14 protein-coding genes are annotated in these 14,234 nt (G+C 59.3%); 7 read left to right on the top strand and 7 right to left on the bottom strand.

Going from position 1 to position 14,234, the window contains the following annotated elements:
* Window positions 1-22 precede the first annotated feature (22 nt).
* Window positions 23-655 carry a response regulator gene (locus AC6I8F_RS05695; protein WP_031279800.1) on the top strand — a complete coding sequence of 211 codons (633 nt, stop codon included), beginning with the start codon at window positions 23-25 and terminating at the stop codon, window positions 653-655.
* A 195-nt stretch (window positions 656-850) separates the two neighbouring features.
* A complete protein-coding gene (acrD, locus tag AC6I8F_RS05690; RefSeq protein ID WP_498028610.1) occupies window positions 851-3,967 on the top strand; it encodes a multidrug efflux RND transporter permease AcrD in 3,117 nt (1,038 codons plus the stop codon).
* Window positions 3,968-4,075: 108 nt separating this feature from the next.
* Here acrD and ypfM read toward each other — a convergent pair whose 3' ends face one another.
* Entirely contained in the window at window positions 4,076-4,135 is a 60-nt protein-coding gene (gene ypfM, locus AC6I8F_RS05685) for a protein YpfM (protein WP_104085366.1), read from the bottom strand.
* A gap of 394 nt (window positions 4,136-4,529) precedes the next feature.
* Here ypfM and AC6I8F_RS05680 point away from each other — a divergent pair, with 394 nt between their 5' ends.
* Genes AC6I8F_RS05680 through AC6I8F_RS05670 form a run of 3 tightly spaced genes read left to right on the top strand, consistent with a single transcriptional unit; the run spans window position 4,530 to window position 6,239 of the window.
* Window positions 4,530-4,898: an ArsC family reductase gene (locus AC6I8F_RS05680; RefSeq protein ID WP_498028609.1), complete on the top strand. Its 369-nt coding sequence runs from the start codon at window positions 4,530-4,532 to the stop codon at window positions 4,896-4,898.
* A 1-nt stretch (window position 4,899) separates the two neighbouring features.
* On the top strand, window positions 4,900-6,027 hold the full coding sequence (gene dapE, locus AC6I8F_RS05675) for a succinyl-diaminopimelate desuccinylase (RefSeq protein ID WP_058775673.1): 1,128 nt from the start codon (window positions 4,900-4,902) through the stop codon (window positions 6,025-6,027).
* Between the two features lie 23 nt (window positions 6,028-6,050).
* Complete coding sequence (locus AC6I8F_RS05670) at window positions 6,051-6,239, top strand: YpfN family protein (RefSeq protein ID WP_021508042.1); 189 nt, start codon at window positions 6,051-6,053, stop codon at window positions 6,237-6,239.
* Window positions 6,240-6,306: 67 nt separating this feature from the next.
* On the opposite strand, the gene ypfH is transcribed toward AC6I8F_RS05670, so the two are convergent.
* The 6 genes from ypfH to dapA form a co-directional block, all read right to left on the bottom strand.
* Window positions 6,307-7,002 (bottom strand): esterase, encoded by a 696-nt coding sequence (ypfH, locus tag AC6I8F_RS05665; RefSeq protein WP_021508041.1) that lies wholly within the window; start codon window positions 7,000-7,002, stop codon window positions 6,307-6,309.
* A 73-nt stretch (window positions 7,003-7,075) separates the two neighbouring features.
* Window positions 7,076-9,052, bottom strand: coding sequence for a tRNA(Met) cytidine acetyltransferase TmcA (locus AC6I8F_RS05660; protein ID WP_498028608.1), 1,977 nt, complete (start codon window positions 9,050-9,052; stop codon window positions 7,076-7,078).
* Entirely contained in the window at window positions 9,052-9,915 is an 864-nt protein-coding gene (gene ypfJ / locus AC6I8F_RS05655; RefSeq protein ID WP_498028607.1) for a KPN_02809 family neutral zinc metallopeptidase, read from the bottom strand. Before ypfJ ends, AC6I8F_RS05660 begins: the two co-directional genes overlap by 1 nt.
* A gap of 206 nt (window positions 9,916-10,121) precedes the next feature.
* The gene (gene purC / locus AC6I8F_RS05650) at window positions 10,122-10,835 is read right to left on the bottom strand and encodes a phosphoribosylaminoimidazolesuccinocarboxamide synthase (protein WP_031279423.1); all 714 of its coding nucleotides are present in this window, start codon (window positions 10,833-10,835) and stop codon (window positions 10,122-10,124) included.
* Between the two features lie 144 nt (window positions 10,836-10,979).
* The gene (gene bamC / locus AC6I8F_RS05645) at window positions 10,980-12,011 is read right to left on the bottom strand and encodes an outer membrane protein assembly factor BamC (protein WP_021506605.1); all 1,032 of its coding nucleotides are present in this window, start codon (window positions 12,009-12,011) and stop codon (window positions 10,980-10,982) included.
* A 14-nt stretch (window positions 12,012-12,025) separates the two neighbouring features.
* A complete protein-coding gene (gene dapA / locus AC6I8F_RS05640; protein ID WP_021506604.1) occupies window positions 12,026-12,904 on the bottom strand; it encodes a 4-hydroxy-tetrahydrodipicolinate synthase in 879 nt (292 codons plus the stop codon).
* 143 nt (window positions 12,905-13,047) lie between these two features.
* On the opposite strand from dapA, the gene AC6I8F_RS05635 reads away from it, so the two are divergent.
* Both AC6I8F_RS05635 and bcp read left to right on the top strand, forming a co-directional pair.
* A complete protein-coding gene (locus AC6I8F_RS05635) occupies window positions 13,048-13,614 on the top strand; it encodes a glycine cleavage system transcriptional repressor (RefSeq protein WP_081049393.1) in 567 nt (188 codons plus the stop codon).
* 142 nt (window positions 13,615-13,756) lie between these two features.
* Window positions 13,757-14,224 carry a thioredoxin-dependent thiol peroxidase gene (gene bcp, locus AC6I8F_RS05630; RefSeq protein WP_021506602.1) on the top strand — a complete coding sequence of 156 codons (468 nt, stop codon included), beginning with the start codon at window positions 13,757-13,759 and terminating at the stop codon, window positions 14,222-14,224.
* Window positions 14,225-14,234: the final 10 nt, after the last annotated feature.

Here is a 14,234-nt window from a genome sequence, read left to right as displayed (position 1 = left end):
GGATTGAAACTCTGGAGAACCTATGGCTCACCCTTCCCTGTCTATTATGATCGTTGACGATCATCCGCTGATGCGTCGCGGTATCCGCCAGTTGCTGGCGCTGGAACCGCGTCTGGAAGTGGTGGCTGAGGCGAATAACGGTACCGAAGCACTGGCCGAAGCGCGCCGTCTGGCACCGGATGTGATTCTGCTCGATCTGAATATGAAGGGCATGTCCGGGCTGGATACGCTGAAAGCGCTGCGCCACGAGGGCGTCGCGGCACGCATTCTGGTGCTGACGGTCTCCGACGCGCGCAGCGATATTTACGCCATGGTGGATGCCGGCGCCGATGGCTATCTGCTCAAAGACAGCGAACCGGAACTGCTGCTGGCGCAGGTAATGCGCGGCGCACAGGGCGAGAACGTGTTCAGCGAGGTGGTGGCAGAATATCTGGCGACCCGCCAGCCCAGCGTCAATCCGTTCAGACAGCTGACCGAGCGCGAACTGGATGTGTTGCAGGAAGTGGCGCGCGGCTTATCCAACAAAGAGATTGCCGCCACGCTGCACATTTCGGAAGAAACGGTAAAAGTGCACATCCGCAACCTGCTGCGTAAGCTCGACGTCCGTTCCCGCGTTGCGGCAACGGTGCTGTGGCTGGAGAGTCGCAATGTGTGATTGCGCACATAAAGCTGCTGCGACTTTTACACTTTCTCCATAATTTATCCACGATTCCCTAATTTGCCCCGCGTACAGTAAGCAGCAGCCGGAGTTTTCAGGATCGCCCTTGCACTCCGCCAGCGTGAAGCGCAGCGTGCGACACGCTTTTACTAATAACAAGTACAAAGTACGCAGCTGAGGAGTGTCGGTTTCATGTCGAACTTTTTTATCGACCGCCCCATTTTTGCCTGGGTGCTGGCTATTTTGCTGTGCCTGTGTGGCACGCTGGCCATTATCTCGCTGCCGGTGGAACAGTATCCGGATCTCGCGCCGCCTAACGTGCGCATCACCGCCAACTATCCCGGCGCATCGGCGCAGACGCTGGAAAACACCGTCACCCAGGTTATCGAGCAGAATATGACGGGAATCGATAACCTGATGTACATGTCCTCGAACAGCAGCAACACCGGCCAGGCGCAGATCACCCTCACCTTTACCGCCGGCACTAACCCGGATGAAGCGCGGCAACAGGTACAGAATCAGCTGCAGAGCGCGCTGCGCAAACTGCCGGCGGCGGTGCAGTCGCAGGGCGTCACGGTAAACAAAACCGGCGACAGCAACATTCTGATGATCGCCTTTGTTTCCACCGACGGCAGCATGGATAAACAGGATATTGCCGATTACGTTGCCAGTAACATTCAGGATCCGCTCAGCCGCATCGACGGCGTCGGCCAGGTCGATGCCTACGGCTCGCAATACGCCATGCGCATCTGGCTCGATCCCAACAAGCTGATTAACTACGCGCTGACCACCGACGATGTGGTCAGCGCCATCGAATCGCAGAACACCCAGGTGGCGGTCGGCCAGGTCGGCGGGTTGCCGTCGGTGGACGAACAGGCGCTGAACGCCACGGTTAACGCCCAGTCGATGCTACAGACGCCCGCGCAGTTTCGCGCCATTACGCTAAAAACCAACACCGACGGTTCAGTGGTGACGCTCGGCGACGTGGCCACCATCGCCATGGGTGCCGAAAAGTATGACTTTCTGAGCCGCTATAACGGCCAGCCGGCCTCCGGTCTCGGCATCAAGCTGGCCTCCGGCGCTAACGAGATGAACACCGACAAGCTGGTGCGCGCCCGCGTTGCCGAACTGGCGCAATACTTCCCGCACGGACTCGAAGCCAAAGTGGCGTTTGAAACCACGCCGTTCGTCAAAGCCTCCATTAAGGACGTGGTGAAAACCCTGCTGGAAGCGATCCTGCTGGTGTTTCTGGTGATGTACCTGTTCCTGCAAAACTTCCGCGCTACGCTCATTCCCACCATTGCTGTGCCGGTGGTGCTGCTCGGTACCTTTGCGGTGCTGTACGCCTGCGGCTTCAGTATTAACACCCTGACCATGTTCGCCATGGTGCTGGCCATCGGGCTGCTGGTGGATGATGCCATCGTGGTGGTGGAGAATGTCGAGCGCATCATGAGCGAAGAGGGACTATCGCCGCGGGCCGCCACGCGTAAATCGATGGGGCAGATTCAGGGTGCGCTGGTGGGTATCGCGCTGGTGCTGTCCGCAGTGTTTGTGCCGATGGCGTTCTTTGGAGGCACCGTGGGCGCTATCTATCGCCAGTTCTCCATCACCATTGTCTCGGCGATGGTGCTGTCGGTGCTGGTGGCGATGATTCTGACGCCCGCGCTGTGCTCCACGCTGCTCAAACCGCTGGCACAGGGCCAGCACCATGGCCGGCGCGGCTTTTTCGGCTGGTTTAACCGTCACTTCAATGCCAGCGCCGAACGCTACGAGCGCGGCGTAGCGCGCATTCTGCTGAAGAGCGGCCGCTGGCTGCTGCTCTACCTGGCGATTATCGGCGTGATGGCGTTCCTGTTTATTCGTCTGCCTACCTCCTTCCTGCCGCTGGAAGATCGCGGCGTATTTCTTACTCAGGTACAGCTGCCGCCGGGCTCGACGCTGCAGCAAACCTCGCAGGTGGTGGCCAAGGTTGAAGATTATTACCTGACTGCCGAAAAGGACAATGTGCTGTCGGTCTTCTCCACCATCGGTGCCGGTCCGGGCGGCAACGGACAAAACGTGGCGCGCCTGTTTGTGCGCCTGCAGGACTGGGAGCAGCGGCCAGGTCGCGATCGCACCTCGTTTGCCATCATCGATCGCGCCACCGCAGCCTTTAAAAAGATCAAAGAGGCACGCGTCATCGCCAGCAGTCCACCGGCGATCACCGGCATGGGCAGCTCCTCCGGCTTTGATATGGAGTTGCAGGATCACGGCGGCATCGGGCACACCGAGCTGATGGCGATGCGCGATCGGCTGCTGGCGCTGGCCGACAACAATCCGGCGCTGTCGCGCGTGCGCCACAACGGGCTCGACGACAGCCCGCAACTGCAGATTGATGTCGACCAGCGCAAAGCGCAGGCGCTCGGCGTGTCGCTGGACACCATCAACGACACCCTGACCACCGCCTGGGGCTCAACCTACGTGAATGATTTTCTCGACCGCGGCCGCGTGAAGAAAGTCTACGTCCAGGCCGCACCGGAATTCCGCATGCTGCCGGGCGACATCAACAAATGGTATGTGCGCAACAACAGCGGCGGCATGGTGCCGTTCTCCGCCTTCGCCACCAGCCACTGGGAGACCGGTTCACCGCGTCTTGAACGCTACAACGGCTATTCGTCGCTGGAGATTGTCGGCGAGGCGGCCAACGGCGTCAGCAGCGGCACGGCGATGGATGAGATGGAGAAACTGGTGGCGCAGCTGCCGCTCGGCGTTGGCTTCCAGTGGACCGGTGCCTCCTATCAGGAACGTCTCTCCGGCTCGCAGGCACCGGCGCTGTATGCGATTTCGCTGCTGGTAGTGTTCCTGTGCCTCGCGGCGCTGTACGAGAGCTGGTCGATTCCGTTCTCGGTGATGCTGGTGGTGCCGCTGGGCGTGGTGGGCGCGCTGGTCGCCACCTGGCTGCGCGGACTGGAGAATGACGTCTACTTTCAGGTCGGCCTGCTGACGGTGATTGGCCTGTCGGCGAAGAATGCGATCCTGATCGTCGAGTTCGCCAATGAGATCAACAGCAAAGGGCGTGAACTGCTGGAGTCGACGCTGGAGGCATCGCGGCAGCGCCTGCGGCCGATTCTGATGACGTCGCTGGCCTTTATTTTCGGCGTGCTGCCGATGGCGATCAGCAGCGGTGCCGGTTCTGGCAGCCAGCATGCGGTCGGTACTGGCGTGATGGGCGGCATGATCTCCGCCACGGTACTGGCGATCTTCTTTGTGCCGCTGTTCTTCGTGCTGGTGCGCCGCCGCTTCCCGCTGCGGGCAAAGCCGCACGACTGAGGCTAAATCCGGGCAAATAAAAAGCCGCCATGATGAATGGCGGCTTTATTGATGTGTGCGGTAAGAATAACAGCAAGTTGGGAAGTGCCCTGCTTTTCTCTTCACGAATTACTTACGTAACATCGCTTCGATAAATTCTTTCCAGTTCCCCAGTTCGTGTTCAACCATAATACCCTCTCTTCTTGTAGTGGCGATTTTACGCCGTTTTTTTCTACATGTGAATACGTTTCCACCTCTCATCACTATCGGCAACTACCGCAGAAAGCTTGAATTTGCTGAAACTGCGGAGTGACGCACATTTCAGCAACCTGTTAATGCGACTCATAAAAGCGCGGACTTAATCCGTCAGGCCCGTTTTTGCCGCCTAAGATAATTCTTAGATCACTAATGATGCCGCAGGCGACAATTTCGCAGGTAAGTGAAAGCGTTTACTGGCCCTGATTAGCGTCGTTTATTGGCGTCGCGGCGAGATGAAAAACAGCGCTGCTGAGCGTCTGACCTCACAGCCCACAGCGCGCTATGGTAAACTCGCGCTTTATTTAACACAGGACGGGAATACGCGATGACAGCGCAGTGGGTGATGTACGGAATTAAGAATTGCGACACCATAAAAAAAGCACGCAACTATTTGAGCACTTCCGGCATCGACTTTCATTTTCATGATTATCGCGCTGACGGGCTGGATGCGGCGCTGCTGCAATCCTTTATCGACCAGCTGGGGTATGACGTGCTGCTGAACACGCGCGGCGCCACCTGGCGTCAGTTGCCGGAAGCGGAACGCGATGCCATCCGCGATGCGGCCAGCGCCAAAGCGCTGATGCTGGCGCACCCGGCGCTGATCAAACGTCCGGTGCTGGCGGCGCCAGACGGTACATTGCTGGTGGGTTTCAAAGAACCCGTTTATCACGCCTTTATCCAGGAGAAGTCATAACATGTTCTGTCCGGTCATTGAGCTGGCTCAGCAGCTTATTCGTCGCCCCTCGCTTAGTCCGGATGACGCCGGTTGCCAGGCCATGTTAATTGCGCGCCTGGAGGCGATTGGTTTCCACGTCGAGCCGATGCACATTGGCGATACGCTTAACTTCTGGGCCACGCGCGGCCAGGGCGAAACGCTGGCCTTTGCCGGGCACACCGATGTGGTGCCGCCGGGCGATGCCAACCGCTGGATCAGCCCGCCGTTTGAACCGTCGATTCGCGACGGCATGCTGTTTGGCCGTGGCGCTGCAGACATGAAAGGCTCGCTGGCGGCGATGGTGGTGGCGGCCGAGCGCTTCGTTGCTGCCCATCCCAATCATGCTGGCCGGCTGGCGTTTCTCATCACTTCCGATGAAGAAGCCAGCGCCGTCAACGGTACGGTAAAAGTGGTTGAGCGCCTGATGGCGCGCAATGAACGTATGGATTACTGCCTCGTCGGTGAACCGTCGAGCACCGAAGTGGTCGGCGACGTGGTGAAGAATGGCCGTCGCGGCTCCATGACCGCCAATCTGACCATTCACGGCGTACAGGGCCACGTGGCTTATCCGCATCTGGCTGATAACCCGGTACATCGCGCAATGCCGGCGCTCAACGAGCTGGTGGCGACCGAGTGGGATCAGGGCAACGAGTTCTTCCCGCCGACCAGCATGCAGATCGCCAACGTGCAGGCCGGCACCGGCAGTAACAATGTGATCCCCGGCGAGTTTTTCGTGCAGTTTAACTTCCGCTTCAGCACCGAACTGACCGATCAGATGATCAAAGATCGCGTGGCGGCGCTACTCGATCGCCACCAGCTGCGCTATACGCTGGAGTGGAATGTGTCCGGTCAGCCATTCCTGACTTCACGCGGCAAGCTGGTGGATGCGGTCGTCAACGCCGTGGCGCACTATAATGAGATCAAGCCGCAGCTGTTAACCACCGGCGGCACCTCTGACGGGCGCTTTATTGCCCGCATGGGCGCACAGGTGGTGGAGCTCGGCCCGGTGAATACCACTATTCATAAGATCAATGAGTGCGTGAAAGCCTCGGATTTGCAGCTGCTGAGCCGGATGTATCAGCGCATTATGGAACAGCTGATCGCCTGATGGCACCTTGAAGGAGAAACCTCATGGAATGGTTAAAAGAGTACTGGTGGGTGATTGTGATTCTGCTGATGGTGGGCGTGCTGATGAACGTCTACAAAGACCTGAAGCGCATCGATCATAAAAAATATATGGATAACAAACCGGATCTGCCACCGCATCGCGATTTCAACGATAAGTGGGACGATGACGACGACTGGCCGAAGAAGAAGTAGTCGCCGCCGATCGTTTAGCGTACAAGGTCGCCCTGCACGGCGACCTTTGTTTTATGGCGCGCCGGTCTCACACCATCATCACCACATCATCGTCGCCCGGCTTCGCCCCGCTCAGCGCCTCATCAAAATAGCGGCGCGGCACGGTATAGCGCAGGTGATTCAGCGCCAGCTGCATGCTGCGTTCATCAATTGCGTGCGGCAGATCGTCAACGATATCCAGCGTCACATCGCCGCCCAGCGCGGTTAAGCGCTGCATCGCCGCTTCCGCATGCTGCATCGGCACCTGCTCGTCATAATCGCCGTGAATCAGGTGGATAGTGTTGCGCGTACTGGCCTGCTCCGGCAGCGTGACGTAGCGGCCGCTAAAGGCCACCACGCGTCCCGCCAGATCCGGCTGGGCTTTTACGCCTTCCAGCACCATGGTGCCGCCCTGCGAAAAACCGACCAGCGCGGTGGCTTCCGGCCGCACGCCGCTCTGCTGCTGCCAGTGACGCACCGACTCGACAAAGGACGGCATCACCGCATCCACGCCCTGCTGCTGCGAGCGGTCGTGTTCCGGTATCTCGGCATACCACTGGCGGCCCTGCGGCGCGCTGGCCGGATAAGGTGCGCCCACCGACACCACCTGCGCCTGCGGAAACGCCTGCGCGAACCAGCTGCCAATCTGCGCCATCGAATCGGGGTTGTCGTTCACGCCGTGATACAGCAAAAACAGCTGCGCGGCGTTATCCGGTTGCTGAACAATTACATATCGTAGTGCCATAACGTCCTCCTCAAATCACTATACGCCGCTGACGGCAAAGTGATATTGGGAAAATTTGAACGAGATAATGGATTTATTGCAATGTGCCGAGGCGCTGCTGCCAGTGCTGCGCGGCAGCGGCATCCAGCATGATGAGTGCGTCAGCCGCCTCCGCGCGCAGCCTGAGCATCAGCGCTTTACGCCCGCTCACGCCGGCCAGCCGTGCCGCTTCACTCAGCGTTTGTTTTTGTTGCAGTATGGCACACAGCAACGGTGGCGATGCGACACCCGCCAGCCGCTGCAGCACCGGATAGCTGGCTTCAAACGGCCGCTGCGCCCAGGCAAACGCGGCCAGCAGCGGCCAGTCGTCGGCACTGAGGGATTGATGGTCGGTGGACGACAGGGTCAGCGGCACCGCGATCAGCTTTTGCAGCCACGGCCAGTCGCGCGCCAGACGCTGCGCGGCGCGCTGCTGCAGGGCTTCACCGGCTGGCGTCAGCGCACAAATCGCCATCGCCGCATAGCAACCGCTACTGGCTTCGCGCTGTGAACCGATACGCACCAGCGTAAAGCCGCAGGCGCGCCAGAACTGCCACAACGCTGCGGTGTAGCCAAAGCTCACCGACAGATAATCCGCGCCCTGTGCCTGCTGCCGCGCCGTCGCCACCAGCGCGCGACCGATGCCGCGCTGGCGCTGCGCGGCCTGCACGGCGATGCGGCTGATGCGCAGCGAACGTAACGTCGCCGCTTCAGTAAAACCGGCATGTGCCGCTAATGACTGCGCCACCAGATTGCCGCGCGGACGACGTAAGCCGGCCCATACCGCCTGCGCCAGCGCAGCATCCAGTCCGCCCTCTTCCACCAGCCACAGCGCGCCGGTGACCTGCTGTGGCTGCCCGGCCAGCCAGAAATGCATGCCGGGTGCATCCAGCATACGTCGCAGGTCGAGCGGCGAGGTGCGATAGTGGGCGCTCGCCAGCAGACGATAGCCAGCCTGTAAGGCACCGGCGTGCTGCGCGGGCGTGGCGGCAAAAATCGTTGTCTGCGCGGGTGCGTCGCAGGCTTCGGCCTCAGCAAACAGCAGCGCCGCGCTCAGCCACTGCTCCAGCGGATCCTGCGCCGACCAGCGCAGCGGCTCATCCAGCTGGAAGTAGCGCACCTGCGGCAGCGTGGCGCAGAAGCGCAGCATGAAACCGCGCCCGGTACCTTCGTAGCCCTGCACCGTGGTGGTCAGCAGAACGCGCGGAAAACGCTGCACCAGCTGCTGTAACAGCGGCGCGGGGATGGCCGCGGCCTCATCCACAATCAGCCATTCTGCCAGCGGCTGAGCCTCCTGCGGCTGAGCGAGAATCGCATCCGGGGCCATAAAGCTAAACTGCTCAGCGGCGAACTGCGCCAGCACCTCCGTCGCGGCTTTGGCCGGCGCCGTCACCAGCGCGCTTTGCGTCTGGCGCGCCAGCATCCCCGCCAGTGCCGATTTGCCGCGACCGCGCGGGGCGATGATCACCGCGACACCGGGCGGCATGGCGCACAGCTGACGGACAATCTGCGCCTGCTGCTCGGGGGCGCGACACTGCCACGGCGCGAAGGACTGCGGTGCCGGCAGGCGCGGCGTCTGGTGCTGACGCAGCAGCATCACCTGCGCATCCTGCAGGATATGCTGTTGCAGATGGTGGATGAAATGCGGCGTGGCGATGGGCTGGTCGACATCGGCCCAGCGCAGGCTGTCGCGATCGGGCTGCGCCGGCCAGGCGTTCCAGTCTGGCGTCAGTAACAGCAGCCAGCTGCCGGCCCGCAGCGTCCCGGCCAGCGCGGCGAACGCTTCCGCATGAAAGCCGTGGCGCGCATCGAAAATGGCATGCCGGAATTCCCGGCCCAGCAGGGTACGCAGCGCTGCAGGCGCGACGCGCTGCGGGAAGTCATCGCTGTCGCTGACCGTTAACCAGTCACCGGGCAGTGCGGCCTGCCATGTGGCCGCCTCCTGGCGCGCCCAGCCAGCTTCACCGGCTATCACGCACAGACGGCGGATACCGGCTTGCTGCATCGCCGCCGTCAGTTCAGCGTGCAACATCAGTTACTGGCGAAGGTGTTGCACTGGCCTGGATTGCCACTGTCAAAACCGCGTTTGAACCAGGTGTAGCGCTGCTGAGAAGTGCCGTGAGTGAAGCTGTCCGGCACTACGCGCCCCTGACTTTGCTGCTGCAGACGATCGTCGCCAATCGCCTCGGCGGCGTTCAGCGCTTCCTGCAAATCGCCCACCTCAAGAATGTTCTCCTGCTGCATATAGTGACCCCAGACGCCAGCAAAGCAGTCCGCCTGCAGCTCCATCTTCACCGACAGCTGGTTCACCTGAGACTGCGTGGCGCCCTGCTGCATCTGGCGCACTTTCGGTTCGATCCCCAGCAGTTTCTGCACGTGATGCCCCACTTCGTGGGCGATGACGTAACCCTGGGCAAAATCCCCCCCGGCTCCGAGTTTGGTTTTCATGTCGTCATAGAAGGAGAGATCGATATACACCGTCTGATCGGCCGGGCAGTAGAACGGCCCCATTGCCGACTGGCCGGTACCGCAGTTAGTGCGCGTCGCACCGCGATACATCACCAGCTTTGGCGGCGCGTATTGTTTGCCCATCTGCTGGAACAGTTTGCCCCAGGTATCTTCGGTGGTGGCGAGGATCACCGAGGTGAATTTGGCCGCCTCGTTATCCTGCGCCGAATTGACCTGACGCTGCTGCTGCTGCGACACCGGCGCGCCGCCTTCCAGCAGCGCGGTGAGGTCGTAGCCGTAATAGCCAGCGACCGCGACCACAATCAGCAGAATAATGCCGCCCTTGCCGCGCGGCAGACGAATCTGGCGTCCGCCAGAACTAAAACCCGGCGAATCGCCGCGACGATCTTCCACATTGTCGCTTTCACGACGCCCTTGCCAGCGCATGGCCTGCTCCTGTTATCAATGACTTTTGCATGATTTTAGTTGGCGGCAGAGGTTAGTACCAGCAATGCGATGCCAGCGGAGCGAGATTGCGCGCAGGGCGCAGCGTGAAGGCCGTAAACAGACAATAAAAAAGGCCGCCAGCCAGGGCGACCTTCATGCGCTGAAAGGTTTGCGTCCGAACTACCGTGACGCACACCGGCAGAAGCTTAGTCCAGTTTGACACCCAGACGGTGTGCCACTTCTTCGTACGCTTCGATCAGGCCGCCGAGGCTCTGACGGAAACGGTCTTTGTCCATCTTGTCCATGGTCTCTTTGTCCCACAGACGCGCGCCGTCTGGCGAGAATTCGTCGCCCAGCGTCACTTCACCTTTGAACAGACCGAACTCCAGCTTGAAGTCCACCAGAATCAGACCGGCATCATCAAACAGTTTGCTCAGCACTTCGTTGGCTTTGAAGGTCAGCTCCTGCATGCGCGCCAGGTTAGCCTTGCTCACCCAGCCAAAGGTTTCGCAGTACGATTCGTTGACCATCGGGTCGTGTTTGGCGTCATCTTTCAGGAAGAGATCAAACAGCGGTGGATTGAGCAGCATGCCCTCTTCCACGCCCAGACGTTTCACCAGCGATCCGGCCGCCCGGTTGCGCACCACGCACTCTACCGGCACCATCTCCAGCTTTTTCACCAGCGCTTCGTTATCAGAAAGCAGCGCTTCCATCTGGGTCGGAATGCCCGCTTCCTGCAGTTTGGTCATGATGAAATGGTTGAACTTGTTGTTCACCATGCCTTTACGATCAAACTGCTCGATTCGTGCACCGTCTCCTGCTGACGTATCGTTGCGGAATTCAAGTACCAGCAGATCCGGATTGTCGGTGCTGTATACGGTTTTCGCTTTACCGCGATACAACTCAGCTCGCTTTTGCATCTTGTTAACTCCAAACATGAAAGAACCCGTGTTCAGCGGTGTTTCACCGCGCGATGACTGCCTGACGCAATCGTTTACCTCGCCGGGCGCTATTATGCCAAAACCAAAACAAAAAGGCCGGAGAATCTCCGGCCTTTATTGCATTTATTTGTTCAGCGCGCCCTGCAGGACCGCCACCAGCGCATCATTCTGCGCCTGGGTGAGTACGTGTCCTTTCGGATCGATGAACTGCAGGCTGCTGCGGTTATCGAGATCGCCCACCTGCAACTTGTAGTCGCCGTTTGGCAGTTCCGGATCTTTCGCGCCGATGGCGTCAAACGCGCTGCTGCCCGGCTGCTTGTAGGTCACTTTCAGACTGCCCTGCGAGCGGTTGTCATCGGTAACTTCCATGCCCATACGCTTCAGTGCCGCCGGCAGACGCTGCCAGGTGACGTTAAACGGTGAGCGCAGCACCAGCAGTGGCAGACCGGTGTCGTCCGCGCCGCTCTGGACATCAATCTGTCCGCTGGCACGTCCGGCAGCCGCATCCTGGCTGGCGGTATCGATCTTATCCAGACCGGTGCTGATGTCATTCAGCATCTGACCGGTATAGCGCTGAACCTGGACCGGCGTGGTGACCGTCTGGCCCTGCTGCTGCAGTTCCAGCAGACGTACGGTCAGCACCTGCTGATAGCCCTGGTTCTGCACGCTGATCTGGTAACGGCCGCGATACTGGTTATCTTCGTCAGCACGGTTCCACTGCACCCAGTCGGTGGTGAGCTGCTGCGCCGCATCATCACGCTGGGCAACCGGGAATTTGTACGACTGCACCACGTTCACCACCTGCGACCAGATGGAGCCACGGCTGCTGTCAACCGCCAGCACGCCGGTGTTACCGGTGAACTGCGCGCGGGTGCCGTTCATCAGCGCCAGCGGCTGCGCCGGTGGACGGATGTCGAGCTCTTTACCCAGCGCGCCTTTCGCCACGCTGTGCGGCACATCGTAATCACCATTCTGCAGCGGCAGAATCATGCCCGCCGGGGCTTTTAAATCATGCAGTTCAGGCGCCTGCAGGTAAGATTCATCACCGCTGACCTGGCGCTTATAACGCTGATCGCTGGAACAAGCTGTTAGCAGCATCAGGGTGGAGAGGCCCACCACGGTTGCCAGCGTCGAGCGCTTAACTGAATAACTCATTGATTCTCCCTAAATTATCGCAGACCCGCCTGGATCAGCGCCTGCGCGGTTTTCGCCTGACCGGCTTCGGTCAGCGGCGTCATCGGCAAGCGCAGCGTGTCATCGGCGATTAATCCTAGCTGTTTCGCGGCCCATTTCACCGGGATAGGATTCGGTTCACAGAAAAGCGTCTGGTGCAGGTGCATCAGACGCTGATTCAGGCGACGCGCTTCGGCAAATTTGCCCTCTTGTGCCAGCGCACAGAGTTCAACCATTTCACGTGCTGCAATGTTAGCCGTGACCGAAATAACGCCTTTGCCGCCCAGTTGCATGGAGTCCAGCGCTGTCGCGTCATCACCGCTGACAATAATGAACTCATCTCCAACCAGCTGTTGGATCTGCGAAATACGCGATAAGTTCCCGGTGGCCTCTTTGATTCCGATAATATTTTTGATTTCAGCCAGGCGGGCAACGGTTTCCGGCAGCATGTCACAGCCGGTACGTGACGGGACGTTATACAGCATCTGGGGCAGATCGGTGCTTTCGGCGATCGCTTTGAAGTGCTGGTACAGACCTTCCTGCGTCGGACGGTTGTAGTACGGGGTCACGGTGAGGCAGCCGACTACGCCGGTGCCGGTAAAGCGTTTTGTCAGAGAGATCCCTTCGGCGGTGGCATTCGCGCCGGTCCCGGCAATCACGGGAATGCGGCCATCGGCCAGCTCCAGGGTTTGCATCACCACATCGCCATGCTCTTCATGGCTGAGGGTCGCGGATTCGCCGGTGGTGCCAACAGAAACAATCGCCGCCGTACCGCTGGCGACATGATAATCAATCAGTTTTTTCAGACTTGCGCGGCAGACATCACCTTTTTCATTCAAAGGCGTAATGAGCGCAACAATACTTCCGGTGAACATGGGCTATCCCCTCGACAAACAAGTGCCTCATGTTACGTTTTCCGCCGAAAGAAAAGCAAGCGAGCCACGCCATTACCGCGCTTGTCAGCAGTTTTTTTTATGTTTACCTTATGGTTATTAGCGAACGTACAGGAAACGCCATTTTGCCGCAGTCACAGCCGCACCATCTGGTGATCACCGCTCTGGGCGTTGATCGTCCGGGTATCGTCAATACTATTACCCGCCACGTCAGCAGCTGCGGTTGCAATATTGAAGACAGCCGCCTGGCGATGCTGGGCGACGAGTTTACCTTTATTATGCTGCTCTCCGGCAGCTGGAACGCCATTACCCTGATTGAATCGACCCTGCCGATGAAGGGTGCCGAGCTGGAACTGCTGATCGTGATGAAGCGCACCAACGCGCGCGTGACGCCGCCGATGCCTGCTACCGTCTGGGTACAGGTAGAAGTGCCGGATTCACCGCATATCATCGAACGCTTCACCGATCTGTTCGATAAACATCAGATGAACATCGCCGAGCTGGTGTCGCGCATTACGCCCGCCCAGGACGACGAGCCGCCGGTGCTCTATATTCAGATGACCGCGCACAGCCCGGCGAATCATGCCAGCGCACCGTTTGAGCAGGCTTTCCATCGGCTGTGCGAAGAACTGCATGCACAAGGTTCAATTCGCCTCTATAGTGTCACCGACGACGCGCACAGCGCCGTCTGAATCAGGCTCCGGGTTATTCCGCCACACACTCTGCCGCGCCGGCATACCGTGTAGTGAAATAACCCTGAGGTAAACTCCACCTGGCGCTTTTGCCGCTGATGGTGTATTACCCACAGCATGAAGAAAAAAATGGAGAGTTGTGATGAATCCACTGAAAGCCGGTGACACCGCACCGAAATTTAGCTTGCCCGATCAGGATGGCGAACAAGTAAATTTGGCCGACTTCCAGGGACAGCGCGTTCTGGTCTATTTCTACCCGAAAGCCATGACGCCGGGCTGCACCACGCAGGCCTGTGGTCTGCGCGATAACATGGATGATTTAAAGAAGGCGGGCGTGGAAGTGCTGGGCATCAGCACCGACAAGCCGGAAAAACTGTCTCGCTTTGTCGAGAAAGAATTGCTCAACTTCACCCTGCTGTCGGATGAAGATCATCAGGTTTGCGAGCAGTTTGGCGTCTGGGGTGAGAAAACCTTTATGGGGAAAACCTACGACGGCATTCACCGCATCAGCTTCCTGATTGGCGGCGATGGCAAAGTGGAGAAGGTGTTCGACGATTTTAAAACCTCGAACCACCACGATATCGTGCTCGATTACCTGAAATCAGCCTGATTACCAACGG

Source organism: gamma proteobacterium symbiont of Axiagastus rosmarus (assembly GCF_059730925.1).
Note: the sequence above shows the minus strand (reverse complement) of the source record. Positions and strands in the feature narration are given on the sequence as shown.